Source organism: Trebonia sp., from assembly GCF_030042015.1.
Taxonomy (GTDB): domain Bacteria; phylum Actinomycetota; class Actinomycetes; order Streptosporangiales; family Streptosporangiaceae; genus Trebonia.
The window spans coordinates 1-26,613 of record NZ_JASIAL010000550.1 but is presented as its reverse complement, the minus strand read 5'-3'; the positions used below and the strand labels follow the sequence as shown (position 1 = coordinate 26,613).

Here is a 26,613-nt window from a genome sequence, read left to right as displayed (position 1 = left end):
CCCCGTTTGGCCCCACGTTCTCTTTTGATTTGGCTCCGTCTGGGAGAAGGCGGGAGGCTGGGGGGTTCTACTTTGGTCTGGCCCCGTTTCGCGTGGGTGCGGAGGGCTCCTGGCCGTTGCCGGTGATGTGGCTGGTGAGCTGGCGGCGGTCGGCTCGTTCGGTTTCGAGCTGGGCTTCGGCTCGTTCGGCGCGGGCTCGTTCGGCTTCGGTGAGGTCTTTTTGCGTTTCGAGCTGTGCGCTGTGGCTTTCGCGGAGGGCGTCGCGTTCGCGGGCGGCGTCGTCGCGGACGCGCCTGGTTTCGTCGCGTGCGTCGGCTTCGGCCTGGCGGGTGCGGGCGGTCTCGGTGTCGGCGGTGGCGCGTGCGTCGCGTGCCGTGGTGAGTGCGTCGTCGCGCTCGCGCTGGGAGCGGGCGGCGTCGTCGCGGGCGGCGTCGGCCTGCTGGCGGGCTTTGTCCTCGGCGGCTGCGATCCGGGCGGCGGTGTCGCGGCGGAGCTGGTCCAGTTCGGCGGTGAGGCCGGCTGCGGTTCTGGCGGCCTGGCGGGCGTTTTCCTCGGCTGCGGCCTGGTCGTCGCGGGCGGCCTGGAGGGCCTCGGCGAGTGCCCGGGCCTCGGCTTCGGCTTCGGCCTGGCGGGCCTGGGCGGTGACGGCGGCGGCTTCGGCGCGGCGGCGGGCTGCTTCGGTGTCGGCGATGCCGGCGCGGACGCGGGCGGGGTCGAGGGCCGCGGCCTGGTCGCGTGCTGCCCGGGCGAGGACGGCGGCCTGGCGCAGAGCCTGCTCGAGTGCTGCGAGCGGGCCGGTGTCCTGGCTGCCGGAGGCGGCGGGGACGGGGAGGCGTGCGTCGTTGTGGTAGCGGCGGGCGCATTCGTCGCTGCAGAACACGCGGCTCCGGCCGCGGCCGGAGCCGGGAGGGACCGTGTTCTGGCAGCCGGGTCTCTTGCATTCCTGCGCGCCGGCGGCGGTGTCCGCCGTGTCCTGGGTGCTGGTCATGGCCGCTGCTTCCTTTCTTTTCCTTTTCTGATCAGAGGCGAAATGAAAAGGAGCCCCGGGCGTGCCGGCGCCCGGGGTTCCTCAGGTTCCGGGAATGCCGCCCGGCATGCCGGCGAGGGCGTCGCGGACCGCGCGCACCAGCCGGCCCTCGGTCTCGGCGACCGCGCCGGCAAGGCTCTGGAGGGTATAGGGGCTGTCGGCGTCGTCGAGAGCTGCGGCGGCTCCCCGGGCAGCGGACGGCGGCGCATCGCCGGAGGCGAGCCAGTCCAGGACGGCGCGGGCGTCGGCGAGCATGAGCGCGGTGTCGCGGGCGATGCCGGCGTCGAGGCAGGCCAGGGCCGCCTGCTGGTAGCTGCCGGGATGATTGATCAGCATCACGGGGTGCCTTTCTTCTCCTTGGCGCCGGGGCCGGCGCTCGCGGCGGCCCGGTGGGCGGCGGTCGCGCGGAGCCGGTAGGAGCCGGTCCCGGTGGTGATGATGTGGGCGTCGTAGGTGAGCCGGTCGACGATCGCGGCGCAGAGCCTGGGGTCGGTGAACGCCTGGGCCCACTCGCTGAACGGGGCGTTGGACGCGATCGCGATGGAGGATTTCTCTTCTCTTTCGGTGAAAACCTGGAACGGCAGCTCGGCGCCGCGCCGGTCCAGCTCGATGTAGCCGAGCTCGTCCAGGCAGAGCAGGTCGATCCGCCCGTAGCGGGCGATCACCTTGCCGAGCATCCGGTCGTCGGCGGCCTCGGCGAGCTCGTTGACCAGCGCGGCGGCGGTGACATAGCGGACCCGGTAGCCATGCTCGGCCGCAGCGGTGCCCAGGCCGATCAGCAGGTGCGACTTGCCGGTCCCCGAGTCGCCGATCAGGCAGAGCGGCTGCCCTGCGGCGACCCACTGGCAGCGGCCCAGCGTGCCGACGAGCGCCGCCGGGACGTCGGGGTTGGCCGTGAAGTCGAAGTCCTCCAGCCGCTTGGGCCGGGGGAAGCCGGCCTCGCGGACCAGGCGGGCGCGGCGGCGGGCCTCCCGGTCGTCGCATTCGAGGGACAGCAGTTCGGTGAGGAACCCCTTGTAGCTGGCCTGCTGGCGGGCCGCGATCCCGGCGACCTCGCCGTAGCGGCCCCGGACCGTCGGCAGCCGCAGGATCACGCAGGCCCGCTCGATCGCCGCGTCCATCGCCGGCTCGGTCAGCTCGTCCCTGCGCGCGCCCATCACGCGCCTCCTCTCTCCGCGCGCGGCGGGAACGCCAGCAGCTGGTCATAGGCGGAGACGTCTGCTAGCGGCCACGAAAAAATGCGGGTGTGCGGCCAGTTAGCTCCAGATTGGTGGCCATCATTTCTCCAGTCCTGCGGCCATTGACGGCCCCGGGTTGCTGGCCATGTTCTCTTCCGGTGTCCGGCGTGTCGCGATGCTGGTGGTCCCTTCGGTGTGGATGGGTTTGAGGTGATTCGTCTTACCCATCGGTGTCCGGAGGGACCCATGACCAAGTCTGGCAGGGAGATCATGGAGATTTTCGAGGCGTTTGACCTCACGGGGACGGCCTGGTCGGCGGCGCAGCTGACTGGGTGCGACGCGAAGACGGTCGGCCGGTATGTGGCGATCCGGGAGGCAGGGGGCGACCTGCTGGCCCGGGCTGCGCGGCCGAAGCTGATTGATGCGTTCATGCCGAAGATCGAGGAGTTCGTCGACCGGTCCAAGGGCAAGATCCGCGCCGACGTGGCGCACCGCAAGATCACCGCGATGGGCTATGGCGGGTCGGAGCGGTCGACCCGGCGGGCAGTCGCAGAGGTGAAAGCGGCCTGGCATGCGGGCCGGCGCCGGCGGTATAGGCCGTGGGTGCCGGAGCCGGGGATGTGGCTGCAGTGGGACTGGGGCGACGGGCCGCGGATCGCCGGGCGTAAGACGCAGCTGTTCGCGGCGTGGCTGGCCTGGTCGCGGTTCCGGGTGGTGATCCCGGCCTGGGACCAGCAGCTCGGCACGCTGACCTGGTGCCTGGACCAGGCGCTGCGCGCGGTGGGCGGGGCGCCGACGTACCTGCTGACCGACAACGCGCGCACCGTCACCATGGACCACGTGGCCGGCATCCCGGTCCGTCATCCGGAGATGGTCGCGCTTGGCCGGCACTACGGGTGCACGGTGGCCACGTGCGTGCCGTTCGACCCCGAGTCCAAGGGCGGGGTGGAGGCGACGGTGAAGATCGCCAAGGCGGACCTGGTGCCGTCGGACGCGAACCTGCTGCCGGCCTACGCCAGCTTCGCCGGGCTCGAGGAGGCCTGCCGTCAGTTCTGCGGCCGGGTCAATGCCCGGGTGCACCGGGAGACAGCGGCCGTCCCGGCGGGCCGGCTGGCCGCCGAGCGGGAGATGCTGCACCCGCTGCCGGACGAGCCCTACGCCCTGGCCCTGGGCGAGGAGCGGCTAGTCGGCGACGACCAGACCATCCGGTTCGGGTCGGTCCGCTACTCCACCCCGCCCGGCCATGCCGGCACCAGGGTGTGGTGCCGGGCCGCCGGGGAGGAGCTGGTGATCACCGCCCGTACCGGCCGCGGGGCGGGCGAGATCGCCCGGCACCGGCTGTCGGTCCCGGGCAGCCCGCAGATCTGCGACGAGCATTACCCGCATCACCCGGGCGGGAACGGGCCGCGCCAGCCCAGGCCGCGGCCGCGGACGCAGGCGGAAGCGGAGTTCCTGGCCATCGGCGACGGCGCGCAGCGGTGGCTGGCCGAGGCCGCCGCGTCCGGCGCGGCGCGGATCCGGTCGAAGATGGCCCGCGCGGTCGAGCTGGCCGCCGTGGTCGGCGCCGGCAAAGTGGACGCGGCGCTGGGGCTGGCGGCGATCGCCGGCCGGTTCGCCGACGGCGACCTGGCCTCGATCATCGATCACCTGGCCGCCGAGCGGGAGACCGTCGGGGTCGTGCGGGCCGACGAGGCCCACTCCGCCCAGCCCGGCACCTCCGGCTGGGCCCGCCTGGGCATGAAGGAGGCGGGACGATGACCGGACTGCGCGAGCCGCATGAGGACGCCGTCCTGCCCGCCGCGGACGCGGCGATGATCCGCCAGGTCCTGGGCGCCTGCGCGGACCTGACCGGCTGGGCGGAGCGGCACTGCGGGCCGCAGTTCGCCGCGGCGGCCGGCGACGCAGCCGGGGCCGCCGGCTTCAGCCGCGCTCCCGGCGCCCTGGCCGGCCAGGCCAGCCTGGCCATCGACGTCCCGGACTTCTCCGACGCCGCAGGCAGGACCCGGTGACCGGCCCCGCGGCCCCGCCGCTCCCGCCCGAGCTCGACACGCTGGTCCGCCGGATGCGGCTGCCCTACCTGCGCAAAGCCGCTCCCGACGTGCTCGCCACCGCCCGCGCCCAAAGGTGGGAACCCGGCGAGGTACTCCGCGTCCTGCTCGCCGAGGAAGTCACCGGCCGCGACGCCGCCACCCGCCGGATGCGCCGCAAGACCGCCGGATTCCCCTCCGGCAAGACCTTCTCCTCCTGGCGGGCAGAAGAATCCTCCATCCCCGAGGCCACCCAGAACGCGCTGGCCACCCTGGAATGGATCGGCCGCGCGGAGAACCTGGTGATCGCCGGGCCGTCCGGGACCGGGAAGTCACACCTGGTCGAGGCCCTGGCCCACGCCGCGATCGAAAAGGACCTGCGGGTGGCCTGGTTCACCCTGGAGACCCTCACCGCCGCGATCGGCCGGGCCAAGGCCGACGGGTCGGTCGCCCGCACCGTCACCCGGATCTGCCGCGCCGACCTGATCGTCGTCGACGACATCGGCATGCTCCCGGCCGGGCAGGACGCCGCCGAGGCGTTCTACCGCATCACCGACGCCGCCTACGAACGCCGCTCCGTCGCCGTGACCAGCAATATTCACCCGTCAGGATTCGATTCGATCATGCCGAAAACCCTGGCGACGGCGACCGTGGACCGGCTGCTGCACCACGCCCACCTGGTCCTGACCAAGGGCGACTCGCACCGGCTCGCCGAAGCCCTCGCAGGCAAGGGGGTGATCCCGCTGGCAACCTAACCCCGCCCGCCGGGAGAACACGCGGCCACCAGCCTGGAAAACTGGTGGCCGCCAGCCCGGAGAAGACAAGACCGCCCAACCGGATTTCCCAATGGCCGTTGACAGAATACCAAGGCAACTGGGACATAACGGTCCAGTTCCCAAGCTGACAGTCGTACAGCAGCGGAGTACAGCAACCTACCCCTCCAATCACGGGCATCAGCCACCCGGTACATGCGGCCTGGGCTGGACTTGCACCAGTCGGGCAGGAACGTGCCGGTAGCTACGGATCAAAAGGTTGGGGGTTCGAGTCCCTCCGAGCGCGCCCAGCTCAGACACTAGGCCGGATGCCTTATCAGGTGTCCGGGCTCGCTCGTACAGCAGCAAAGTAAAGCAGTAGCTCATTCGGCCTCGCCCTGGTCTATCTCATCGCTCAGCCGCCTGAGGGCAGCGCGCGTCGCGGCGTCCGGCACCTGAGTGTAGATCTCCATCGTGATGTCAATCCGGCTATGCCGGAGGATCTGCATGTGCCGACTGACCAGCTGTCCGATAGCAGCGCGAATGGCCTCCGACCTGGGCACGTGCAGGTCGACCCCCTGCCTGAAACGACCGCCTGAGCAACCGCTCACATGCCCGTTGCGCGCCCGGTGGGGGAGTCGAAGCCAGTACCGACGGACACGGTCGGATAACTGAAGAGAGCTGCTGGCCCGAACGCCGTGGTCAGCAAGGGCACGCCAGTTCCGGAGCTGATAGTGGCGGGTTTGAGTCGGTTCGCCGTCGTAGTGAGTGCTTACCCTGTCGGCTGATGCTCACACGGCGCTACCATCCAGGGAACAAGGAGGGCGGGCCGATGACAGAAACACCGTTCGCAATCGGGGCCAGCGCGAGCTGTGCCGATGGAGACTGCGGCCAGGTGGTCCGGGTGATCGTCAACCCGGTCGGCCGCGCGATCACCTACCTGGTGGTCGGCCCCAAGCACGAGCATGGCCACGACATTGACCGGCTCGTCCCGGTGGACCTCGCCGAGGCGACAGCGGATGGGATCCGGCTGAGCTGTAGCAAAGCGGAGTTCGACAGGCTCGACCCGGCCGAAGAAACGCACTTCGTGGCGGGCGGCGACCACCCGGGTTACGAACCGGATCAGGTCTTGTGCCTGCCTTATCACGGCCTGAGCGGGGTCTGGACCGAAGGACAGGGGTGGGATGCGGAGGGAAGCCACGGCCCGCGTCGGCGGACGGTGACCTACGACTCGGTGCCCCTCGGCGAGGTGCAGGTCCGCCGCTGTGAGCATGTACACGCTACGGACGGGGAGATCGGGCTGGTCGAGGGCCTGGTCATCGACCCGGACGACCATCGGGTGACGCACGTGCTCTTGCAGGAGGGGCACCTGTGGGGACGCAGGCAAGTAGCCATCCCGATCAGCGCGGTCACCGGGGTCGAGGCCGGGATCCGGCTCGACCTCTCCAGGCGCCAGGTCGAAGAACTGCCGCCAGTAGCGATCGATTCGCTAACGCCACGCTAAGCCAAATGGCGGCTCCCGTACTAACGCGACTCAATCCAATGGTCTCCGGTGGTCCCGATCGGGCACGCCTTCACGGGAGACTAGCGGCCACTCAGCGGTACCCTGCGGCGCCGCAGAGAGGCTCTGGCCTGCAGCGAAGCGGCAGTGGACGAGACTTCGCAAGCTCGGCTCGCATCGCTGGTTACTCGCGCCTGAGGGGGATCGCCAGGGATGGCACGACAAAGGATGCGAGAAAGATTGGCAGGATCCTTTTTTCGCCGCATCGGAAGGCGACGACTTGGCCCTCGGCCGCGTCGAAGGCCGCAGTTCGGCTCGAATATCGGCCGTAGCGGAGCTGCAGGGTGTGATGTCCGGGTTCGACTGGCGTCTCGATGGTCTCATGGGCGTCGATCGACGCGACGCCCGTGCCGTCGATCAGGACGTCGAACTTGCCACGACGGATCTGCACGCCGATGAGGTGTCGCGTCAGCCTGACCGTTGCCGGCATCTTGAGGCTCCCTTCGCTGGGTTTCGTCCGTTGCCACTAAGTGGAAGGCTCAGCTCCGCGTGCCGGTGATGAGCCGTTCCCGGTCGAACATCGGGGCCACCGCGCGCCATCAGAGAAGGTCGATGATCGGAAGCGCGGCGGCGAGCCCGAGCGCCAGTCCGAGGGTCGGCACGATCACGTTGACGGACATTAGCGCGACGATACCTAGCGGGGGAAGGCTGGCGAACATGGCGAGCTGCTGAGCGGTTCGCACGTCGGCTACGTGCATGAGCACTGGCCGGCCGAGTTCGTCGGCCTGATGCTTCCCCGGGTCCTGCCGACCTTGGATGCCCGGCTGGCCGACGGGATCACCGTCCAGATACAGGTGACCCGCCGGAACTGGCCCCCGGCCGGTGCCGCGGCAGCGGCAGAAGGCGACCTGTCGTTGTCCGCGGTGCCGCATCCGCCGTCCTTTGCTGGCTGACCGGGCGCCCGGTTCCTGCAGGGGCTGATCTCACCGCCAGCCGGTCCGGCCGGAACTGGCCGCTGCCGCGGCTGCGCCCCTGGTCCTGAGGCTGCACGGGCGATGGCGAGGGTGGGGGCGAACGACAGGGACGTCTATAAAGTCATCCGGGGCAGTAGGATCTTCTATAGATCTCATATGTCTGTAGGCGGGGACACAGTACCTTGCCCCCCTGACGGCTTCACTTCGCTGAGTGTAGCGTTGGAGGTTTGTTGATTACCTTTTTTCCGCTGTTTGAGTGGATGCAGGACACCAACCACCCGAACACGCTTAAGGGGCGGATGGCTGAGGCGATCCCGCTGTATAGGGGGCGCTCGCCGACTGCGAGCGGGTGCGGGGCACCGACCACCCGGACACTCTTAGGTCGCGGAATAACCTCGCGATGGCCTACCGGGCTGCGGGGCGGACGGCCGACGCGATCCCGCTGCTTGAGCGGACGCTCGCCGGCTGCGAGCGGGTGCGGGGCACCGACCACCCGGACACCCTGACAACGCGGAACAATCTCGCGATGGCCTACCGGGCTGCGGGGCGGACGGCGGACGCGATCCCGCTGTATGAGCGGACGCTTGCCGGCTGCGGGCGGGTGCTGGGCGCCGACCACCCGTGGACGAAAGCGGCGCGAAAGGGCCTGGCTACCTTGACGAGCGAGCCGAGAAGGCACAGGCACGTATAGGCGGACGTCAGCGTGTCCGACACGTCGTCGCGCCATGCGCGATCGCCAGCTTCTCTTGCGCTGCCCTCATCTCCAGCGTGATGCTCGGTACATGCGTCATGCAACGCAGGAGGATCTTGACCAGCTGGAGGCGCTGCTCGCCGAGTTGCGTAAGCTCCCTCGGTTGCAGGCGCGCAGACGCGGCTACTTCTCGCGGGGCGGCCGGGCGTTCCTTCACTTCCACGAGGACGCTGGCGACTACTACGTCGATGTCAAATTCGACGGCAAGTTCCAGCGCATGAAGGTCACCAGCCGCAGCGACCAGGCCCTCTCCCTCACACGGGTGAAAGAAGCGCTCAGGTCAAACGGGCGGCCCGCTGCTAATCCGGAAGTCTGGGACTTTCCCCCCGGAACGGGCATCGCGCCGCGGATATCAGAGCCCCAGAGGGCAGGCGAACGTGACTGACGTCGATGCTCTCGCCACCTTCGATTTCGCCGCGTTCTTCGCGGCGGTCGACGTTGCGCGCCGCGACCGGGATATCGGCTGGTACGACCTGGCCGCCGAGCTGTGGGATCAGTCCGCGCAGCTGAACGCCGAACGCGACGATCACCCGCTCTGCGGCGGCGCGGTATCGCGGCTGGGTGGGCGAGGCGAGACGTCGTGCCAGTACGCGCTTTACCTGCTGCGCTGGCTCGGGCAGGCACCGGAGGAGTTCCTTACCGGTCCGGCTCCGGATGTTGGGGACGTGCGGCTCCCGGACCCGGGCCCGGATTGCCGGCTCCGCTGGGATCTCGCCCAGCTCCACGCCGCGCTCAACGAGGAGCGGCAACGCCAGGGGCTGACCTGGGCGGTACTGGCCGGGCAGATCGGCTGCACCCCAAGCCGGCTGACCAACCTGCGCACCGCGCGCATGGCCGACATGGCCCTCACGATGCGCGTGACTCAGTGGCTGCGCAGACCGGCAGCCGAATTCATCCATCCCGCCAGCAGCCGGCGCCGAGCCGAACTGCTCTAGGCACACCCTGAGATTGCGGCTGCGCTATCGGACCTGGCTGCCCATGGCGACAGGTCATTCTCAGCTAGCCGGGAAGAGATTCCGGTTGATACATTCCAGTCCATGAACCGGCCGGGCAAAGCTGCCTGCCTTATTGCCCTGGGGCTCACGCTCACTTACGCGATCGCTGGTTGCGGAAAATCGGCTGGCGAAGGGACGCCAGGAAAGTCCCTGCAGATGATCAACGACACATCCGTGACCGTGACCATGCAGTCGTGCCCTGGCAACGCAGCACAGGCGCAACAGTGCTCTGCCGCCGCGAAGATTGCGCCAAACGGCTCGGCCGATTTTCCGCTATCAAGCCCCGGCTCGGGCGTAAGGCTCGTGGTGATCACGGGTTACGACGGGCGGCGCTGTTTCGTCGTTCCCACAACCAACCTGCCGGAAGATGCCATAGCAGATGTGACCGACGCGAATTCAGGTAATTGCGTTGGTCCGTTCGGCGGACCAGCGTCCCTGCGATAGCGGTTCCGTGCCGATTCCGCGCCCGATCGGGCATCACGTGCGGCTAGATGGCTCGACCAGAGCGCGGGCGGCAGCCGTCTTTTCGGGCATCCTGTATGGCCGCTACACTGCCGCCAGAGGGCGGCGGGAGGCGTGATGGCCCGGCTTGGTGGCCCGCGAAGACGCCACGTTAGGGGCCTAGCTAGCGATGAGCTGGGCGAAGTGACTTGGGGCGGTTGATACGGCCTTGTTACACGGTTACAGGGAGGTGCAGAGGTTGTCTGGGCCGGCTGATCGCCGACGACTGCCGCTACTGGAGGATGAGGATCTGACCGGTGAGGCGGTCATCGAGCCGAGTCGGCTGATCCGTCCGGTCGACGCCCCGACGGTCGCTGTAGCGTGCTTCTTCCGTGACGTCGTCGAAGAACTCTCCGGCCGTCAAGACGCGAGGTCAGTGTGCCGCCTGCACAGCGAGATGGGTCCGGCATCGTTGTGGGAGATCGAGCACCGGGGTGTACGGCTGGGCGTGTTCCATCCCGGAGTCGGGGCGCCGCTGGCCGGTGCCATGCTCGAGCAGGTCATTGCCCGCGGAGTTCGCGGAGTCATCGCCTGCGGTGGGGCAGGGGCGCTGGTACCGGAACTGGTGATGGGGCACGCGGTGATCTTGACCGGCGCTGTGCGCGACGAGGGCACGTCCTTCCACTACCTGTCGGCCGGCCGGGTCGTCTCGGCTGACCCAGGTCCGGCTGAGAGCCTGGCCGACGCGCTCAGCGCCGCCGGCGTGGAGACGACGCACGGCCTGAGTTGGTCGATGGACGCCATCTACCGCGAGACCAGGGCCCGAGTCTCGCGCCGGGTGGAGGAAGGGTGTCTAGTCGTCGAGATGGAAGCGTCCGCGCTGATGGCGATCGCCCGCTACCGCTCCATCCCGTTCGGCGAGGTGGTGATGGCCGGAGACTCGCTGGCCGGCCGGGAGTGGCAGCACCGTGGGTGGATGACGGCCAAGTCGGCGCGCCGGCAGTTGTTCGACTCGGCCGCGGACGCCGCCGTAGCGTTGACGAGACCGGGTTCCGGTGAACGGACAGGCGTTCCCCCGCGTGCAGATGATCACCGACTGCAGCAAGGGCGCGGCCCTGCGTCAAGCTGACTGGTCCCCCGGGCCGCGGCTACCCGGTGCACTGCGGGCTGACGTAGACCAGGCCGACCGCCAGCGGGCCGTCGATCGCGGTCAGCAGCGGGGGGATGGAGGGGTGGGGCGCCGGCGGAGTTCCGAGCGCCGGCGTAGTTCCCGACAGGACAGGCGTGCCCGCGCCGGGTTCGTCGAAGATGGCCAGGCCAGCGCCGCTGGGCAGCGCAGACGGGTCGATGACGAGGTCGTCGCCGCGGATCTGGGTGACGGCGCTTAGCGTGCCCGTCTGGTCCGGCTGGCAGGAGGCGCTCAACACAGAGCCGGAGAAGGTCACGTTGACAGGAAGCCCGTCAGCGCGCAGCGTGGCTTGCAGCCCGGCCGGGTCTTCGAGCTGGTTGATGGTGACGTCGATGTCGCCGTTGGGCTCTTTGGATGCTCACGGTGTGCCAGGACGCCCAGGCGCGGGCGAATGCCTCATCCACCAGTTCCCGCGCGGTGTCCTGGTCACCGATGCTGGCGAGGACAGCCCGCAGGCAGTCATCGGCGGCGCTGCGATAGAACTCCGCGAAGTCCGGCTGCTCGGTCCCCACGCCCATCCAACGCACGACCGGGGCGTCCCCATTACCTGCCGGCTCGCAGATCTTGCTACGGATGAGGCACCGGTCGCGTCGTAGGCGATGGCGATGGCGGTCCGCGTGCCGTGTTTGTTTGAGTTCGGTGGTCGCGGGCAAACGCAGGGTATGCGCGCTCACCGGCCAGACCAGGCTGTCCTCAGGTCGGTCCGGCCGGAGGACATCGACTGGGAGCCGTTCGCGGCGTTCCCGGCTCAGGCGCGGCTGGCCGTCGTCGTGGGTCATCCGGCAGAGCCCGGTCCGTACGTGGTCCGGGTCAACGTGCCCTCCGGCGTCAAGCTCATGCCGCACTGGCATCAGGAGGACCGGGTCTACATGGTCGTGTCCGGCGTTTTCCACATCGGCCGGGGTGACCGGACGTCACGCAGGTGACGGCGATCGGGCCGATTAGCCTTGAATACGTCAACCCCCACGACGATCCGCGCAACAAGTGAGCCGTTTCCTGACGACACGCGAACCGGCGAGGTTTGGAGCCGACGGTGATCATTACCGGCATTCAGGCGCTTCCGCTGCGCATTCCGTTCAAGCCAGGTGACAGGGTCGCCGCCCCCGCGTGGGGCCCGGAGGACCTCAATGTTGTGGACTCGCTGCTCGTCAAGGTGACGACCGATCAGGGATTGGAAGGCTGGGGCGAGGCCTTCGGATACAGGGGCGTCCCCGTGACACAGCGGGCGATCGACGAAGTCATCGCGCCGCTGTGCATAGGCCAGGACGCCACGCGCATCGCCGGGCTGATGCGCGAAGTCCAAGGGCAACTGGATGTCCTCGGACGCGGAGGGCCGCTGACCCACGCCCTGTCCGCGGTGGATATCGCCCTGTGGGATATCGCGGGCAAGGCCGCCAGCACCCCGCTGCACCGGCTGCTGGGCGGCGGCCGCACCGATCTCGTCTGCTACGCGAGCCTGGAGGCCTATTCCGATCCCGCGCTTGTCCGCGCTGCCGTCAGGCGGGCGCTCGACGACGGATTCGGCAGCCTCAAACTGCACGAAAAGGAGCTTCCCGCGGTACGTGCCGCCCGCGAAGAGGCCGGGCCTGACGTGGCCATCATGATCGACGTGAACTGCGCCTGGACGGTGAACCAGGCGCGGGCGAGGGCGGCAGAACTGGGGGAAATCGGGCTGGCGTGGCTGGAGGAACCCGTCTGGCCGCCCGAGAACTACGCAGGCCTCGCGGAGGTGCGCGCCGCGGGCGGCATCCCCATCGCCGCCGGAGAGAACGTGCCGACCCTGCTGGAGTTCGGTCGCCTCCTGGACGCCAGGGCCGTGGACTTCGTCCAGCCCAGCCCGGCCAAGATGGGCGGCGTAACCGAGTTGTGCAAGGTCTTCACGCTCGCGGCCATCCACAACGTGACCGTGATGCCGCACTCTTTCTACGACGGCCCGGGTCTGCTTGCGGCTATCCACGCGCTCGCCGTGCTGGGCTCGGACGACTCGATGATCGAATGGCGCTATTTCGACCTCGAGGCACAGATCTACGGGGACGCACTCGCCGTGAAGCACGGCCGGGTCCAGGTACCGCAGGGTCCCGGGCTGGGAGTCGATCCCGATCCCGACGTGATCCACGCCTACCTGAAAACCTAGCGACCGGGGCCTGCAGTCAGTCCTCTCCGGAGAACCGCTCCCACGCGGCCTGCTTCGACACGCCGAGGGCCTGCCCGATGCGGGTCCAGCTGATGCCCCGCTCGCGCAGGACGGCGACGTGGTCGTGCACGGCGGCATCGACCTGCGCAACGACAGCTTGGACCCGTCCCAGGCTCGCGAGCAGTTCGTCGTCTGGCCGCTCATGCCACGAGCCGAAGTCGCGCACCTGCTCCTCAGCGAGGATCAGATCGCAAAGGTGCACGCATTCGTCGCAGATGTAGACGCCAGGACCGGCGATGAGCTTGGCGACGGCGTCCTTGTCCTTGTTGCAGAACGAGCAGCACAGGGTCTCAAGCCGGCCGGCACCTGGCGCGGCACTCCGTGGAATCGCCATGGCGTCAGGTTATCCTTGACGACTCCTAGCGTCAAGGTGGCCTTGACATCAGCCGTGCTTCCCGGCTTGAGGCGTTACACGGCGCCGTAGCGGTGCCGATGCGGGGGTCTTCTGGCGCGGCCTCAGCCACCCGGGCGGCAACACGACTGCGCGCCCGTACCTCGAGGTACGGGGCACGCTGCAGGAACGGTTACTGCGCTGCTGCCGCCCGGCGGGTGTCATAGCCCCAGGACGGCTTGCAGAAGATGAGCGCCAGCGCGGCGAAGCCGATGGCCCACGTCACCGCGCAGGCGATCGTGGCGGCAGGGGCATAGCGAGCGATGCCCGTGCCGAGCCCGGCGAGCAGCGTGATCGTGTTGAGGGCGAAGCAGCTGATGCACACGAGCCGGGCCCAGTCGTGTCCCCGGCCATTCGCCCAGGCCATCCACAGCCAGAACCCGATGGCGATGGAGAGCCCGACCCAGTCCCCAACCATGTGCGCGTTGACCTGCTGGAGCTGCGCCGCCGTGACAAGCGGATGATTCAGGAGGAAATCCGCACGAGCGGCGGTCAGCGCGAAGATGACCAGGGCGGCCACCTCCGCCATCGCGCCGGCGTACATGAGCCGGACGGCGTAGAGCACGGCCCGCGGTGAGCGGGACAGCCCCACGCGCATCCGCACGGCGCCCTGACCAGGTCCGCGGACTCCGCGATGGGGCCGCCGCTGGCCATCCCTGGCGGTAGCCAGCAGCACCCCTGCGATCTCTTCCTCGTTCTCGCGGCTGAACGACCGGGGTAGCAGGCCACGAGCCGCCGGTACCCGCGCTCGAGTTCGGTCGTGTCGTTCACCTAGATCACCCCAAGTGCAGGGTTCAGCCGCTTGAGCGCGGCGTTGGCGTTGGCCTGCAGCCGGGCCGCTTCCGCGGCCAGCCGCAGCCCGCCCTCGGGCGTGAGCCGGTAGTAGCGCCGAAGCCGGTTGTCCACGACCTCTTCCCGGTCCACGTCGATCAGCCCGTCCGCCCGGAGGCGGTCCAGGGCCGTGTAGAGGGTGCCGGCCCGCAGCCGGACCCTCTTGCCGGAGATGTCGGCGACTTCGCTGATGATCCCGTAGCCGTGCTGGCTGCCGGCCGCCAGCGCGGTCAGGATCAGGAACGTCGCCTCCTGCATCGGACGAATGCTCATACCCTCGGCATATATCGGTGAACTACATATGTCAGGGCGCGATGCATGAAAACGCGCCGGGCCGGCTGCCCAGCCGGCCCGGCGCGCTGTCAACCAGGGGTTACTCGGACTCTTTCCAGGCCGAAACGTCTTCCCGGTAGGTGTACGGGTTCGCGAGCGTCTCGTGCTCGGGGATCTCCGGGTGCATGCCGTTCTCCCATTCCTCCTGCCCGTGCTCGGCCTTGAGGTAGGAGATCGTCTCGTCAATCGCCGCCCTGGCGTGGCCAAGGTCCACGCCGACGAGCTTGTGGTCGTGCTTGACGACCTTGCCGTTGACCACGACGGTATGCACGTCGCCGCGCTGCGCCTGGTAGACCAGGTGGCCATACGGGTGCAGGATCGGGAAGCCGACCGGCGAGTTGACGTTCTTCACGAGCACCAGGTCGGCCTTCTTCCCGGCCGCCACGCTGCCGACGACCGAGTCCAGGCCCAGGGCCTTCGACCCGCCGCGAGTCGCGTAGTGGACGACATCCTCGGCCCGCAGGATGTGGTTGGTGACGGTCTTGTCCTCCGCGTGCGCCTCGAAGTGCTCCATCACGCGGTCGGCGTTGAGCGTGGCCCGCATCGCGGCGAAGATGTCGCCGCTCCACCAGACGCTGGTGTCCTGGGACAGCGAGACGGGGATACCGTACTTGCGCAGCCGCCAGGTGGGCGGATAGCCCTGTCCGGCGTTGCACTCGCTCTCCGTGGAGACCGAGGCGAAGCCGCCGGTCGCGGCGATCTTGTGGTAGGAGTCGGGGGACAGCGTCGAGGCGTGCACGTAGATCGTCCCGGGCGTCATGTACCCGTTGTCGTACATCTGGTTGATGCCGACGTCGCTGGTCACCTTCCATACGCCGGCGTGCGTCGTCACCGGCACCCCGAGCTCGCGGGCCACCTCGAACGTCGCCTTCTCCGGGAATCCCTCGACACCGGGCAGGTCGAAGGCGAGCTGGAAGCCGAGCATGTCGCCCTTGCCCGCGAACCGGCGCGCGTAGAAGTCGCGGAACTCAGGCGTGGTGGACCACTCCCACGACCCCTGGTGGATGTTCCCGTAAGCGAGGACGAACCGGCCAGGCACCTCTTCCAGGGCGTCGGTCGCGGCCTCGGCGTGGTCGATCGTCCGCAGCCCGTGCGACCAGTCCACGGTGGTCGTCACGCCCGCGTCGATCGACTCGATCGCGGACAGCAGGTTGCCCGCGTAGACGTCCTGCGGGCGGAACTTCTTGCCCCAGGTCAGGTAGTAGTAGACGAAATACTGCGTGAGGGTCCAGTCGGCCCCGTACCCCCGCATGGCCGTCTGCCACATGTGCCTGTGGGTGTCGATCATCCCCGGCATGAGGATGCCGCCGGCCGCGTCGATCTCCAGGGTGCCGTCGGGCACCGCCAGGCTGGTGCCGATCTCCGCTATCCGCTCGCCGGAGACCAGGACATCCGTGCCGGTGAGAATGGTGTGCGCGTCGTCCATCGTGAGCACGGTCGCATTCCGGAACACGACCGGCTGGCCCGGCTGCGGTCCCGCTGATGTCATGAGGAAACCTCCACTGTGAGGTGGCTGTGCGGACGATCGTCCGATAGTCGGTCGGCTGAAACCTGATCGGAACACTGTCCCTTTCTCAGCACGGTGTCAAGACACCTGAACTGCCAGAGTTGTCTGGCTAACAGCTGGCCGCGTGCGTTCCTGTGTCCGGCATGCGGACAACCAGGCCGGAAAGCGCTACAGTGCGGGGGACGCTCCGCAAGCCGGCACCAAACCCGCGCCGGCCGGCATGAACCAAGCACGCACCGAGCATGAGCACGAAGCACCAGCAGGAGGCCGACCGTGGCTCGTCGGGACAACAGCCCTGACTTCATCGAGGCGATCGCCCGCGGCCTCGATGTCATCCGCGCCTTCGGGCCGGGCCAGCCCGTCATGTCACTGGCCGCGGTAGCGGCGGCGAGCGACCTGCCCAGGCCGACTGCCCGAAGGATCCTGCTCACGCTTGAGCAACTGGGCTACGTCAGGCAGGTTGGCGGCCAGCTGGGGCATGCCGGGCCAGGCACCGGTCAGCTGGGGCAGGCGACCGGAGGCTACGAGCTGACCCCGCGGGTGCTCGACCTTGGCATGTCGTACGTGCTGTCCCGCGGCCTGTGGGAGGTGGCGCGGCCGCACATGGCGGCGCTAGTCGCCCGTACCGGGGAGTCAACGTCGATCGCGCAGCTCGACGGATCGGACATCGTCTACGTCGCCAGGGTCGCGGTGCCGAAGATCGTGACGCTTGCCGTGACGATCGGCACTCGTTTCCCGGCGATGCAGACGTCGCTCGGCAAGGTGCTGCTCGCATCCCTGCCGCCCGATGAAGCAGAACGCGTCCTCGCCGAGCCCAGCCGGTCGGGCATTGCCCCGCGGTGGCAGCCGGACGCAACCGAGCGCGCCGCGGTGCTGCGCGAGGTCCGGGCACGCGGCTGGGCGCTCACCGACGAGCAGCTCGCCCCCGGCATCCGTTCTGTCGCGGTGCCCTTGCGGGACGGCGACGGGCGGGTGATCGCGGCGCTGAACGTCAACTCGCACGCGGCCGAGACGCCCCTTGAGGTACTGACGGGCAAGCACCTCCCGCTGCTGCTCCAGACGGCGGGCGCCATCAGCGCCGACTGGGCGGTGCTGCAGAGTGTTCCGCAGGTCACGGCGGGTGCCGCCACCGAGGAGGTGTCTTGACAGCGGCCGGCGGGAGTCCCCATACTCGGCAGACGGACACATGTCCGTTATGCGGACAGAAGGCCAGATGGAAGGGTACTGCATGAGCGATCCTGACCGGCCCGGTCCGCTTGCCGGGCTGCTCGTCGCCGACTTCTCTCGCGTGCTGGCCGGGCCGTACTGCACGATGCTGCTGGCTGACCTGGGTGCGGACGTGATCAAGGTGGAAAGCCCAGCCGGCGACGACACGCGCAGCTGGGTGCCTCCGATCACCGAGGATGGCGTATCCACATATTTCCTGGCCATCAACCGCAACAAGCGGTCGGTCGCGCTCGACCTGAAGAACGAGCGCGACCTTGCTCTCGCCAAGACCCTGGCCCGCCGCGCCGACGTGTTCGTGCAGAACTTCAAGCCGGGTGGCCTGGCCAGGTACGGCCTGGACTTCGACTCGGTCAGCGCGGGGAACCCGGGCATCATCTACGCCTCGATCAGCGGGTTCGGCAGCGGCGGCGGCAAGGATCTGCCCGGCTACGACCTGATGGTTCAGGCGATGTCCGGGCTGATGAGCCTCACCGGATCACCGGACGGACCGCCGTACCGGGCCGGCATCTCGGCGTTCGACGTGATCGCCGGGCTGCACACGACGATCGCGATCCTGGCCGCGCTCAACCACAGGAACGCGACAGGAATGGGGCAGCATCTGGAGGCCAGCCTGATGGCCTCGGCGATGTCCGGCATGGTCAACCAGACCAGCGCGTACGCGGCCGCCGGGGTCGTCCCGTTCCGGATGGGCAACTCCCACCCGAGCCTGTTCCCCTACGAGCCGCTGCCCACCGGCGACGGGGACCTGATCGTGACCGCGGGGAACGACGCGCAGTTCCGCAAGCTCTGCGAGGTGATCGGCGCGCCCGAACTGGCCGACGATCCGATGTTCTCGTCCAACCCGGGCCGCACGGCCAACAGGGACAAGCTGCGGCCGCTGCTCGCCGAGAAGCTCAAGGCCCGCTCGGCGGCCGAATGGTTCGACCTGCTCATCGCGGCCGGGGTGCCGTGCGGGCCGATCAACACCGTGGACAAGGGGGTCGAGTTCGCGCAGAAGATCGGGCTTGACCCGATCGTCATCGCGGGCACGGGGGACAGGACACGGCCAGGGATCAGGCACCCGGTGGGGTTCTCGGCGACGCCTGCCAGCTATCCGCTCGCGCCGCCGGAACTCGACGAGCACGGCGACGAGATCCGCGCCTGGCTGGAGGGACCGGCATGACGCAGGAATACCCGACCTCGCTCGGCACCTCCGACGCCGACACGATCACCCTGCTCGGCCAGAACCTGGCCGACGACCTGATGGGCAAGGTCGGGTTCGGCGAGCTCACGCTGTGGATGGTCACTCAGCGCCGTCCCACGCCTTCGCAGGTGCGCGTGTTCGAGGCCGTGCTCGTCGCGCTCGCCGACCACGGCTTCACGCCGACGGCGATCGCGGCCAGGCTGACCTACCTGAGCGCTCCGGACTCGCTGCAGGGCGCGCTCGCCGCCGGGCTGCTCGGCGGCGGGTCACGGTTCCTCGGCGTCACCGAGGACTGCGGCCAGTTCCTCGCCGGGGTGCTCGCGCAGGCCTCGGCCCTGGGCGAGCCGCTGCCGGCCGATGACAGCGGCTACGACGAGCTCGCCCTGGCGGCCGTCACCAGGGCCCGTGCCGCGAAGAAGTTCGTCCCCGGCCTTGGTCACCCCGTGCACAAGGTTCGCGACCCGCGCACGCCTGTGCTCATTAAGATCGCCGAAGAAGAGGGAGTCCGCGGGCCCCACCTGCGCCTGTTCGAGGCGATCGGCCGGGTCCACCCGCAGGTCCTCGGCCGGACGCTGCCGCTGAACGGCGCCGGCACCTGCGGTGCCGTGCTCGCCGACCTGGGCCTGCCGCTGGCCATGCTGCGCGGGTTCGCGCTGCTCGCCAGGGCCGCCGGCCTGCTCGGCCAGCTGGCCGAAGAGCAGCGCATGCCGATCGCGAACGACATCTATCTGGCGGTGGACCGCAACGCCACCTATGTTGACCCTGAAGCAGAAGCAGCTAGCCCGAAATAACCCCCGAACCAATCCCCACGGCAAGGGAGCCGCCATGGCCACCGTCGCAGCGGTCATCGCCTCGACCCACCACCCGTTCTACTACCGAGCCAGCACTACCACCGGCGAGGACCGCCCGCCGTTCGCCGACGAGTGGGTGGCCAAGATCACCGCGTTCCGCGAGACCCTCACCCGGGCCAACCCCGACGTCCTCGTCCTCGTGGGCAGCGATCATTTCCACCAGATCTGGCTGGACAACATGCCGCAGTTCCTCGTCGGCAAGGCGCCGTTCTACGACGCGAACTGGTACAACGAGGAGCGCGAGTTCGGCCTGCCCCGGATGTTCTTCAAGGGCCAGGAAGACCTGTCCACGCACATCCTCAGGGACGGCCTCGACGCGGGCTTCGACCTGGCGTTCAGCAACGAGCTGCGCATCGACCACAGCGTGACCTGCCCCATGATCACCCTGCGACCGCAGGCCGACCTGCCGATCGTGCCGGTCTACACGAACATCTTCGCGCCGCCGCTGCCGCAGCCGAAACGGTACGTCCAGCTCGGCAAGGCGATCAGGGAGCTCGTCGAATCCTGGCCGAGCGACCAGCGAGTGGCCATCATCGGGACCGGTCACCTGTCGCTCGAGCTCGGCGGCCCCCGCCAGTTCGGCCCGCACGGCCCCGACCCGGAGTTCGACCGCAAGGCCGTCGACTGGATCGCCAACGGCGACATCGAGAAGGCACTCGGCGAGGTCTCGCTGGAGAGCCTGTGGCTGCCGGGCAACGCCACGCACGGCTTCCTGGACTTCATGCTGATGATGGGCGTGGCCGGCGCAGGCGAGAAGGCAGACTACGTGGACACCCTCGACCTCTTCCACACGATGGAGGCCTACTTCACGTGGTACCCGAACGGGGTGGGGTCCTGATGAGCGCCAGCGCACGCGAGCGGGGAGGCGGGGCGGAATGAGCAAGTACCTGCTGGACAAGTTCCTCTACACGGTCGACCGCGACCCCGAGCTGGTCGAGCGGTACCGGGAGGATCCGCGCGGCACCGTGGAATCGTGGGAGGCCGAGCGCGCGAACGCGATCCTGAACGTGCACAGCGGCGAGAACTCGACCTGGCTGAGGTTCGACGACGCCGAGCGCGAGGCGCTGGGCACGCACGACTACCCGAGGCTGTTCGAGCTCGGCGCCCACCCGTTCCTCACGCTGACCTTGTTCATCGCCATGTTCGAGCGCGACTACGCCGAGCCGCTCGGCTTCCAGCTCGAGTACGCCCGGCGGCTGTCGCACTTCTCGATGCCGTACCCCGACATCAGCACCTGATCCTGGTGGTTAATTCTGGTTCATGTGGCGCGCCGGCCGCGGCCGGGGCCGCCCCGTCACGCCCCGGCGCAGTGCCATGCCCGGCGGCACCCGGGCCGGCGATCCCGGCCGGCCGCCGCCGCGATACGTTCCGGGTTCGCGTCGTTATACCAGCACAAACCCCGAACATACCGCGAGGATCACCGCAGACCGGGAACGGCATGTGCTGACGGGGCATCCGGTACGGGCGTGATCCCGTTATCCGCGCCAGAGCCGGGGATTTGGCCACCAGGACCATCCCGCTTCCATAAACTGTGATAAAACGGACAACAATCGCGCGGTTTGTATCCTATGTGGGGAAAACCGTTCCGCTATCTGGGACCGCCAGCGGGCAGCCGTCCGGGCGCCAAGCCAGCCTGCCACGCCCCCGCCACACCGGCACCAAGGGCACGGCCGGAAAGCGGATGCGGTTGAGTCAGGTCCCTGCGACCGGATGCGGGTTCCCTGGACAGCCGCATGTTCCGCAGTGCCATATGCCGCACACCTCGCACGGGATCAGGTTGTGCATGATCGAGTCTGACTTCCTTCTTGCGCCGGGGAGCGACCTGCCTGGCGCCGGCCCGTCCTCGCGCACCCCTGGGGCACCGCCGGGACTCCGGGTCAACCGCGGTCGCGCCGTGAATCGTACAACGTACGGACCGCGTGCCCTATGCCATGCCGCGAGGTGCCTGGTATCTCCTGTGAGCGCGTGGGCGACCTGGTTATTCGCCCGCGTCGGCGGAAGTGCCGCGGATCTGGCGCTCGAGCAGGCGCAGGAACTCGGGGTCGTCGTCCGGTCCGCGTGCCGCGGTCCAGCCGTGCAAGAAAACGTGCCGTCCACGGCTGGCCGGGTGGCGGGCGATCGCCTCGTCGGCCGCGGCTCCCGGGTACCAGGCGAAGCCGGCGTCCCCGGAGGTGGCGAGCGTCACGCGGCCGGGGCGGCCGGGGCGGCCGGTCGCCCACGCCCTGGTCCGCCGCGACCGGTGACGGCTGACAAGCCAGGCGATCGCGCCCCCGATGAACGTCGCGGCGATGATGCCGATCCATGCGGCTTTCCGCAAGCCCCGGTACTCGGCGGCGGGCGTCAGCGCCGCGTCGACGAGGCAGTAAAGCCAGCAGCCATCCAGGAACAAGATCAACAGGACCCCTGACAGCAGCATGGCGAAAGCCTAGCCCCCGGCATGGTACCTCGTATCCGGAATGGTCATCCTTTACCACCAGTACGTCTAGTCACACTCTGTCACCTGGGGTGACGTCCTGGTCATTTCGGAATACTCTGGGCTTTGCTCGCGAAATGCGAAGGAGTACCCATAATGCGGCTGCGCCTATCCGACCGGCTCCGTAGGCTCGTCGGCTGGCGTGCCGGCGCGCGGGCCGGGGGACACAGCCGGACACCGGATTCCCGTGCCCGCGAGGATGCCGGCAGGCACCGCAAGAACGGCGCATTTCCGCACCAGCCCGCCAAGCCCCCCGAGCCGAACCAGCCCCCGCAGCCCCCGCAGCCGCCCTGGCCGCCCCAGGCGCCCTGGCCGCCTGGGTCCGCGTGGCCCCCGGCTGGGGCGGGTCCCGCGTGGCGCCCAGTCGTAACGGGGCCCGCGCGCCCGCCGGCGGGCACGCCGTGGGTTAACGGCGGGTCCAGGCCGCCCGAGCCGAGGAACTACACCCCGCGGGCGGGCGTTGCCGGGGCCGGCACCGGGACCGGAGCCGGGACCGGAGCCGGGGGCGGCGCCGGACGGGCGAGGATCAGGGAGGCGCCGTTCGGCGCGGCGCCCGTGGATTCGGTCGCGGTCGGGCAGGAAGCGCCGCAGGCGGCCGACGCGCGGCCAGCAGGCACCGCGCTGCCTCGCCAGCCCTGGTACCAGGTGGTGGGGGAACCGGCGACAGCCTGGCAGGACCCATCCCCTGCGGCCTTCGGCGCGGCCTGGCGGGCCAGCGCGGGCGAGCTGCGCGCCGCGCGCGACTCGGGGCTGCCGTTCGCGTCCCCGCATCCGCAGGGGCACCCGCCGGCCGGAGACGGCCGCGCGAACTGCGGGGCGCTCGAGGCGATCCTGTGGCGGCAGTGGGACGCCGGCACGATCCCGCCGCCCCAGGTGATCGACGCCATCGAGCGGCTGGCGGAGCTGCCGCGACAGCTCCAGGAGAAGCTGGCGGCGGCGCTCGACGGCATCTACGTGGGCGCCGGCGGGGTTCCCGAGCTCGACGACATGTCCGCGCTGCGCGGCGTTCCGCTGCCCTCCGGCCGGGCAACCTGGGACGCCTGCGCGGGCGCGTACGGTGAGCGCAAGATTGTCGTCGGATCGCGCCCCTCCCCGACGCCCGACGTGATGTGCCACGAGGTCGGGCACGCGCTCGATGACATCGACAGCCCGCAGGGAAAGTGGCAATCGGATTCGGCCGAATTCAGGATGATCTATGATCGGTGCCAGCCGTATCTGGCAAGCGACTTTCACCGCCAGCGCGGCGGCCTTGGCCGCAAGGAGTTTTTCGCCGACTCGTTCGCCGCGATCGCCTCGGCGCAACGGCCGGCACTGGTCGACATGCTGAGCGGCAACACGCGAATGGCGCTTGCGGTGATGCTGTACTTCAACAGGCGTTATGGCATCTAGGGTGATCGCGGATGTTTGTCATTCGGCTACCGAACGGGAACCTGCAGGTTCCGCAGACGGCCATCGGGAACGATGGCCGCGTCATCGGCGACGTATACGTCGAGATCGGACCGCAGGACGCCGACTATGCCCGGCTGGCCGAGCAGGCCCTCACCCCCGATGAGGCGGAGCAGCGCCGCCTGGAATGGCGCGCGGGCGACGCCGCGCTGCAGCGGGAGTTCCTGGAGTTCGCGAGGCTCGTTGGCGACCAGCACTGGCCGGGCCTAGAGCCGGGTACCGACGCCGGCGACCCCGGCTAGGGCTAGGGCTAGGGCTAGGCGGTCGGCCGACCGGAACAGGCGCGCCGCCGGGCGATGGCGGCGCGCCTGAGAAGAGCCCGCGGCGTCAGGCCACCGGGTGACCCTCGGGTGAAGCCTCGCTGTCGCCGCGCAGCAGGGCGCGCACCTCGGATTCGCGGAACCGTCGGTGCCCGCCGGGCGTGCGGATGCTGGTGATCCGTCCTGACGCCGCCCACCGTGTGACGGTCTTCGGATCCACCCGGAACAGGGCGGCTACTTCCCCGGGGGTGAGCAGCCGCTCATTGTTGCCGTCCACGTCCCATCTCCTCGAACTCGGTCGGAGTATGCCCCTAGTTTGGCGACAAACGGGTACTTTCTGCCTAGATTTCGGGAAATTAGGCCAGCGAATCGGCGGTGGCTCAGGGTAACTCGTCAGTAGGTTTGCGCGATGTGGGGTCGCGCGGTGGCCGACGTCACACTCACCGAGTCGCGCGCCCACTAGGCTCAGCTGGAGCTTGACATTCCCAGCCCACTGTGAGGGGGATTCGATGCCGTCCATCCTGACTGACCCGGCACTGCCGGCGGCGGAACTGAGGCAGCGGCTTTACTCGGGGGACCTAGTCGTCTTGACGAGGCTGCGAAAGCTGGCGGAGTTCGTCGGCTACATGCGGGCCGAGCTCACCGAGCTGTTCGCACCCTATGACCCGGAACACGTGCACGAGCACATCGAACCAGCCGAGATGGCGAAGATCCTGGGAGCGTGGAAGCCTCGCTGGATCCACGCCGAACAGTCCAGGAACCTGGTCAGGGAGATCATCGCCGAGGCCGGGTTCGACCCCGAGTACACCCACTACGACGTGCCCAAGCCGCGGACCTCCTTCCCGCAGGGCCACCTGACCACGGGTGTCGCGTTCGCGTTTCCCTGGCACCGCGATGTCTGGTACAGCGCGCCAGCCCAGCAGATCAACTGGTGGCTTCCGGTCTTCCCTGCCAGGGAGACCAACGCGATGAGCTTTGACCTGGCGAGCTTCTCGCGGGAGGTGCCGAACACCTCCGGTGACTTTGACTACTACGAGAACAATGCCCGCCGGTTCGACACCGCTAAGTCGGTGAGCAAGGAGAGCCAGTCACGCCCCGGCGCGATTGGCCACTCCGCGGGCGTCGACGTGATCGTGCTTCCCGCCCCCGGCGAGGTGCTGCTGTTTTCCGGCGCGCAGCTGCACACCTCGATCCCGAACACCTCGGGCCTGGCCAGGTACAGCGTCGATTTCCGCACGGTCGACACCAGGGATGTGCTGGCCCGGCACGGTGCGCCGCTGGTGGACGCCCGGTGCACCGGGACCGCCATCCGCGACTTCGTCAGCGTCAGGGATGAGAGCAGCTTCGACGAGGACACCGTGCAATCCATCTTCGGCCCGCCGCCCTCCGGCGCGCACCTGGTGTTCAGCACGGCCGACGCGGAGCGAGCCGCCGAGCCGAGCTGACCAGCGACGTGGGGGCCGAACTGGTTACGCTCGCGGAGGTGCGGGCGGCCGCGCGCAGGATCGGCGGCGTCATCGTCCGCACCCCGCTGGTCCCGTTGCCTGCCGCCGGGCCGGCCAGCGTGCTGGTCAAGCCCGAGTCACTGCAGCCGACCGGCGCGTTCAAGCTGCGCGGCGCGTACAACGCGATCAGCATGCTGCCCGACGACGCGAAAGGCCGCGGCGTCGTCGCCCACTCCAGCGGCAACCACGGGTTCGCGGTCGCCTACGCCGCGGCCCTGCTCGGCGTCAGGGCCGCGATCGTCGTACCGGACAACGCCCCGGCGATCAAGACCGACGCGATACAGGCGGCGGGCGCGGAACTCATCAGGGTCAGGCCCGCGCTCGCCGCCCGGGTCGAAGCGGCCGCCCGCATCGCGCACGGCCGCGGCTACACCGAGATCCCGCCGTTCGACGACCGGCGGGTGATCGCCGGGCAGGGCACGATCGGCCTGGAGATCGCCGCAGACTGCGCGCCCCCGGGTCCGGCGGCCGTCCTCGTCCCGGTCAGCGGCGGCGGGCTGATCTCGGGCATCGCCGTGGCGATCAAGGCGCTCAGGCCGCAAACCAGGATCATCGGTGTCGAGCCCGAACTCGCCGCCGACGCCCTGGAGTCGTTCCGCACCGGCACCCGCGTGGCGTGGCCGGCCAGCGAGGTCGCCCGCACCGCGGCGGACGCGCTGCGCGTGGAGCAGCTCGGCGAGCTGACGTTCCGGCACATCCGCGCGCTGGTGAGCGACTTCGTCACGGTGACCGAGCAGGAGATGGTCGCCGCCGTCAGGCTGCTGGCGCTGCGGGCCCGCCTCGTGGCCGAGCCGGGCGGCGCGGCCGCGGTCGCGGCGAGCCTGTTCCGCGGCGCGCGCGAGCTCGGGGCCGGCGACGGCCCGCTGGTCGCGGTCCTGTCGGGCGGGAACATCGACCCGGCGCTGCTGTCCCGTATCCTGGCATCAGACACCGAGTCCTACACTGGGTAGTGCGCGGCTGGTTCCTGCCAACAGGGGACCGGCTGGTTTCTGCCAACTGGGGAACAGATGCGAATCGGACTTGCGTACACGTGCGCACGCATTCTGATGCTCGTCGTCGCGGCCTTCCTGCTTTACCTGGCGGGCGCGCGGGGGTTCCTGCTGGTTCTGCTGGCGTTCGTCATCAGCGCGCTGGCCAGCTACGTGCTGCTGTCCAGGCAGCGCCAGGCCATGTCGGACGCGCTGAACAGGCGGCTGAACAAGGCCGGCCGCAAGGCCGCCGAATTCCGCGCCAGGATCGAGGAAGGCGCCGCCGCCGAAGACGCGGCCGAGGACGAGAACGAGGACTCGGCCCAGTCCCCGCGAACCAAGCAGCGATAGCGAGCCGCACACCCCCCGGAGCAGGTGCGCCGTCAAGGCGCAGCCGGGGGGTTCCGGGGGGTCGTCCCCCCGGGAAAAGCAGCCGTTCCGTTCCGCAGTCTCCCCGGAGCAGGTGCGCCGTTAAGGCGCAGCCGGGGGGTTCCGGGGGGTCGTCCCCCCGGGGGGAACCAGCCACCTGCCCCGGGTGAGCAGGGCGAGCACGGCGGCGAGCGCGTCCCCCCGCGACACGACCGACGTGTCGATCACCAGATCCGCGTC

General features: G+C 69.4%; 32 protein-coding genes and 2 pseudogenes. 22 read left to right on the top strand and 12 right to left on the bottom strand.

Annotation, left to right across the window (positions count from 1 at the left end):
• Positions 1–67 precede the first annotated feature (67 nt).
• The 3 genes from Q1N79_RS29395 to istB (Q1N79_RS29385) form a co-directional block, all read right to left on the bottom strand.
• Complete coding sequence (locus Q1N79_RS29395; protein WP_300614366.1) at positions 68–988, bottom strand: hypothetical protein; 921 nt, start codon at positions 986–988, stop codon at positions 68–70.
• A gap of 81 nt (positions 989–1,069) precedes the next feature.
• Positions 1,070–1,363 carry a hypothetical protein gene (locus tag Q1N79_RS29390; RefSeq protein ID WP_300614365.1) on the bottom strand — a complete coding sequence of 98 codons (294 nt, stop codon included), beginning with the start codon at positions 1,361–1,363 and terminating at the stop codon, positions 1,070–1,072.
• Entirely contained in the window at positions 1,363–2,184 is an 822-nt protein-coding gene (istB, locus tag Q1N79_RS29385) for an IS21-like element helper ATPase IstB (RefSeq protein ID WP_300614364.1), read from the bottom strand. Before istB (Q1N79_RS29385) ends, Q1N79_RS29390 begins: the two co-directional genes overlap by 1 nt.
• A gap of 267 nt (positions 2,185–2,451) precedes the next feature.
• On the opposite strand from istB (Q1N79_RS29385), the gene istA reads away from it, so the two are divergent.
• The 4 genes from istA (at position 2,452) to Q1N79_RS29365 (ending at position 6,488) form a co-directional block, all read left to right on the top strand.
• On the top strand, positions 2,452–3,963 hold the full coding sequence (gene istA / locus Q1N79_RS29380; RefSeq protein WP_300614363.1) for an IS21 family transposase: 1,512 nt from the start codon (positions 2,452–2,454) through the stop codon (positions 3,961–3,963).
• Positions 3,960–4,214 carry a hypothetical protein gene (locus Q1N79_RS29375; RefSeq protein WP_300614362.1) on the top strand — a complete coding sequence of 85 codons (255 nt, stop codon included), beginning with the start codon at positions 3,960–3,962 and terminating at the stop codon, positions 4,212–4,214. Before istA ends, Q1N79_RS29375 begins: the two co-directional genes overlap by 4 nt.
• The gene (gene istB / locus Q1N79_RS29370) at positions 4,211–4,987 is read left to right on the top strand and encodes an IS21-like element helper ATPase IstB (protein ID WP_300614361.1); all 777 of its coding nucleotides are present in this window, start codon (positions 4,211–4,213) and stop codon (positions 4,985–4,987) included. The genes Q1N79_RS29375 and istB (Q1N79_RS29370) overlap by 4 nt, the downstream gene beginning before the upstream one ends.
• Positions 4,988–5,816: 829 nt before the next feature.
• Positions 5,817–6,488 (top strand): PRC-barrel domain-containing protein, encoded by a 672-nt coding sequence (locus Q1N79_RS29365; protein WP_300614360.1) that lies wholly within the window; start codon positions 5,817–5,819, stop codon positions 6,486–6,488.
• A 181-nt stretch (positions 6,489–6,669) separates the two neighbouring features.
• Here Q1N79_RS29365 and Q1N79_RS29360 read toward each other — a convergent pair whose 3' ends face one another.
• Positions 6,670–6,975, bottom strand: coding sequence for a hypothetical protein (locus tag Q1N79_RS29360; RefSeq protein WP_300614359.1), 306 nt, complete (start codon positions 6,973–6,975; stop codon positions 6,670–6,672).
• Between the two features lie 109 nt (positions 6,976–7,084).
• Positions 7,085–7,228, bottom strand: a complete 144-nt coding sequence (locus Q1N79_RS29355) for a hypothetical protein (protein WP_300614358.1) — start codon at positions 7,226–7,228, stop codon at positions 7,085–7,087.
• Positions 7,229–7,237: 9 nt separating this feature from the next.
• Here Q1N79_RS29355 and Q1N79_RS29350 point away from each other — a divergent pair, with 9 nt between their 5' ends.
• The 6 genes and pseudogenes from Q1N79_RS29350 to Q1N79_RS29325 all read left to right on the top strand — a co-directional run bounded on the left by Q1N79_RS29350 (position 7,238) and on the right by Q1N79_RS29325 (position 10,775).
• A complete protein-coding gene (locus Q1N79_RS29350) occupies positions 7,238–7,438 on the top strand; it encodes a hypothetical protein (protein WP_300614357.1) in 201 nt (66 codons plus the stop codon).
• Positions 7,439–7,799: 361 nt separating this feature from the next.
• Positions 7,800–8,150: pseudogene (locus Q1N79_RS29345) on the top strand (tetratricopeptide repeat protein); the annotation flags it as partial.
• 91 nt (positions 8,151–8,241) lie between these two features.
• Positions 8,242–8,595: a hypothetical protein gene (locus Q1N79_RS29340; protein ID WP_300614356.1), complete on the top strand. Its 354-nt coding sequence runs from the start codon at positions 8,242–8,244 to the stop codon at positions 8,593–8,595.
• Positions 8,588–9,145 carry a hypothetical protein gene (locus tag Q1N79_RS29335; RefSeq protein ID WP_300614355.1) on the top strand — a complete coding sequence of 186 codons (558 nt, stop codon included), beginning with the start codon at positions 8,588–8,590 and terminating at the stop codon, positions 9,143–9,145. The genes Q1N79_RS29340 and Q1N79_RS29335 overlap by 8 nt, the downstream gene beginning before the upstream one ends.
• Positions 9,146–9,247: 102 nt before the next feature.
• On the top strand, positions 9,248–9,649 hold the full coding sequence (locus tag Q1N79_RS29330; protein WP_300614354.1) for a hypothetical protein: 402 nt from the start codon (positions 9,248–9,250) through the stop codon (positions 9,647–9,649).
• Between the two features lie 256 nt (positions 9,650–9,905).
• Complete coding sequence (locus Q1N79_RS29325; protein WP_300614353.1) at positions 9,906–10,775, top strand: nucleoside phosphorylase; 870 nt, start codon at positions 9,906–9,908, stop codon at positions 10,773–10,775.
• Between the two features lie 19 nt (positions 10,776–10,794).
• On the opposite strand, the gene Q1N79_RS29320 is transcribed toward Q1N79_RS29325, so the two are convergent.
• Entirely contained in the window at positions 10,795–11,091 is a 297-nt protein-coding gene (locus tag Q1N79_RS29320; protein WP_300614352.1) for a hypothetical protein, read from the bottom strand.
• 406 nt (positions 11,092–11,497) lie between these two features.
• Between Q1N79_RS29320 and Q1N79_RS29315 the strand changes: the two genes are divergently transcribed.
• A complete protein-coding gene (locus tag Q1N79_RS29315) occupies positions 11,498–11,761 on the top strand; it encodes a cupin domain-containing protein (protein WP_300614351.1) in 264 nt (87 codons plus the stop codon).
• 95 nt (positions 11,762–11,856) lie between these two features.
• Positions 11,857–12,969: a mandelate racemase/muconate lactonizing enzyme family protein gene (locus tag Q1N79_RS29310; RefSeq protein WP_300614350.1), complete on the top strand. Its 1,113-nt coding sequence runs from the start codon at positions 11,857–11,859 to the stop codon at positions 12,967–12,969.
• Positions 12,970–13,198: 229 nt separating this feature from the next.
• On the opposite strand, the pseudogene Q1N79_RS29305 reads toward Q1N79_RS29310, so the two are convergent.
• The 4 genes and pseudogenes from Q1N79_RS29305 to Q1N79_RS29290 all read right to left on the bottom strand — a co-directional run.
• Positions 13,199–13,363 (bottom strand): annotated as a pseudogene (locus Q1N79_RS29305) (ClpX C4-type zinc finger protein); the annotation flags it as partial.
• 190 nt (positions 13,364–13,553) lie between these two features.
• Positions 13,554–14,024 (bottom strand): hypothetical protein, encoded by a 471-nt coding sequence (locus tag Q1N79_RS29300; protein ID WP_300614349.1) that lies wholly within the window; start codon positions 14,022–14,024, stop codon positions 13,554–13,556.
• A 167-nt stretch (positions 14,025–14,191) separates the two neighbouring features.
• Positions 14,192–14,524 (bottom strand): PadR family transcriptional regulator, encoded by a 333-nt coding sequence (locus Q1N79_RS29295; RefSeq protein ID WP_300614348.1) that lies wholly within the window; start codon positions 14,522–14,524, stop codon positions 14,192–14,194.
• Positions 14,525–14,624: 100 nt separating this feature from the next.
• A complete protein-coding gene (locus Q1N79_RS29290) occupies positions 14,625–16,073 on the bottom strand; it encodes an amidohydrolase family protein (RefSeq protein WP_300614347.1) in 1,449 nt (482 codons plus the stop codon).
• A 291-nt stretch (positions 16,074–16,364) separates the two neighbouring features.
• On the opposite strand from Q1N79_RS29290, the gene Q1N79_RS29285 reads away from it, so the two are divergent.
• From Q1N79_RS29285 to Q1N79_RS29265, 5 genes are all read left to right on the top strand, one after another.
• Positions 16,365–17,237 (top strand): IclR family transcriptional regulator C-terminal domain-containing protein, encoded by an 873-nt coding sequence (locus Q1N79_RS29285; protein WP_300614345.1) that lies wholly within the window; start codon positions 16,365–16,367, stop codon positions 17,235–17,237.
• 82 nt (positions 17,238–17,319) lie between these two features.
• On the top strand, positions 17,320–18,480 hold the full coding sequence (locus Q1N79_RS29280) for a CoA transferase (RefSeq protein WP_300614343.1): 1,161 nt from the start codon (positions 17,320–17,322) through the stop codon (positions 18,478–18,480).
• The gene (locus Q1N79_RS29275) at positions 18,477–19,292 is read left to right on the top strand and encodes a citryl-CoA lyase (RefSeq protein WP_300614342.1); all 816 of its coding nucleotides are present in this window, start codon (positions 18,477–18,479) and stop codon (positions 19,290–19,292) included. Before Q1N79_RS29280 ends, Q1N79_RS29275 begins: the two co-directional genes overlap by 4 nt.
• A 34-nt stretch (positions 19,293–19,326) precedes the next feature.
• Positions 19,327–20,190 carry an extradiol ring-cleavage dioxygenase gene (locus Q1N79_RS29270; protein ID WP_300614341.1) on the top strand — a complete coding sequence of 288 codons (864 nt, stop codon included), beginning with the start codon at positions 19,327–19,329 and terminating at the stop codon, positions 20,188–20,190.
• A 37-nt stretch (positions 20,191–20,227) separates the two neighbouring features.
• A complete protein-coding gene (locus tag Q1N79_RS29265; protein WP_300614340.1) occupies positions 20,228–20,590 on the top strand; it encodes a hypothetical protein in 363 nt (120 codons plus the stop codon).
• 740 nt (positions 20,591–21,330) lie between these two features.
• On the opposite strand, the gene Q1N79_RS29260 is transcribed toward Q1N79_RS29265, so the two are convergent.
• Positions 21,331–21,768: a hypothetical protein gene (locus Q1N79_RS29260; protein WP_300614339.1), complete on the bottom strand. Its 438-nt coding sequence runs from the start codon at positions 21,766–21,768 to the stop codon at positions 21,331–21,333.
• Positions 21,769–22,380: 612 nt separating this feature from the next.
• Between Q1N79_RS29260 and Q1N79_RS29255 the strand changes: the two genes are divergently transcribed.
• Positions 22,381–23,214 carry a hypothetical protein gene (locus Q1N79_RS29255; RefSeq protein ID WP_300614338.1) on the top strand — a complete coding sequence of 278 codons (834 nt, stop codon included), beginning with the start codon at positions 22,381–22,383 and terminating at the stop codon, positions 23,212–23,214.
• A gap of 11 nt (positions 23,215–23,225) precedes the next feature.
• Complete coding sequence (locus Q1N79_RS29250; RefSeq protein WP_300614337.1) at positions 23,226–23,513, top strand: hypothetical protein; 288 nt, start codon at positions 23,226–23,228, stop codon at positions 23,511–23,513.
• Positions 23,514–23,598: 85 nt separating this feature from the next.
• Here the strand turns inward: Q1N79_RS29250 and Q1N79_RS29245 are convergent, their stop codons facing one another.
• Positions 23,599–23,808, bottom strand: coding sequence for a BldC family transcriptional regulator (locus tag Q1N79_RS29245; RefSeq protein ID WP_300614336.1), 210 nt, complete (start codon positions 23,806–23,808; stop codon positions 23,599–23,601).
• Positions 23,809–24,040: 232 nt separating this feature from the next.
• Between Q1N79_RS29245 and Q1N79_RS29240 the strand changes: the two genes are divergently transcribed.
• The 3 genes from Q1N79_RS29240 to Q1N79_RS29230 are packed head-to-tail and all read left to right on the top strand — an operon-like array spanning position 24,041 to position 26,355.
• Positions 24,041–24,976 carry a hypothetical protein gene (locus tag Q1N79_RS29240; RefSeq protein WP_300614334.1) on the top strand — a complete coding sequence of 312 codons (936 nt, stop codon included), beginning with the start codon at positions 24,041–24,043 and terminating at the stop codon, positions 24,974–24,976.
• Positions 24,977–24,984: 8 nt separating this feature from the next.
• Positions 24,985–25,986, top strand: a complete 1,002-nt coding sequence (locus tag Q1N79_RS29235; protein ID WP_300614332.1) for a threonine/serine dehydratase — start codon at positions 24,985–24,987, stop codon at positions 25,984–25,986.
• Positions 25,987–26,043: 57 nt separating this feature from the next.
• The gene (locus Q1N79_RS29230; protein ID WP_300614331.1) at positions 26,044–26,355 is read left to right on the top strand and encodes a DUF4229 domain-containing protein; all 312 of its coding nucleotides are present in this window, start codon (positions 26,044–26,046) and stop codon (positions 26,353–26,355) included.
• Positions 26,356–26,613 lie beyond the last annotated feature (258 nt).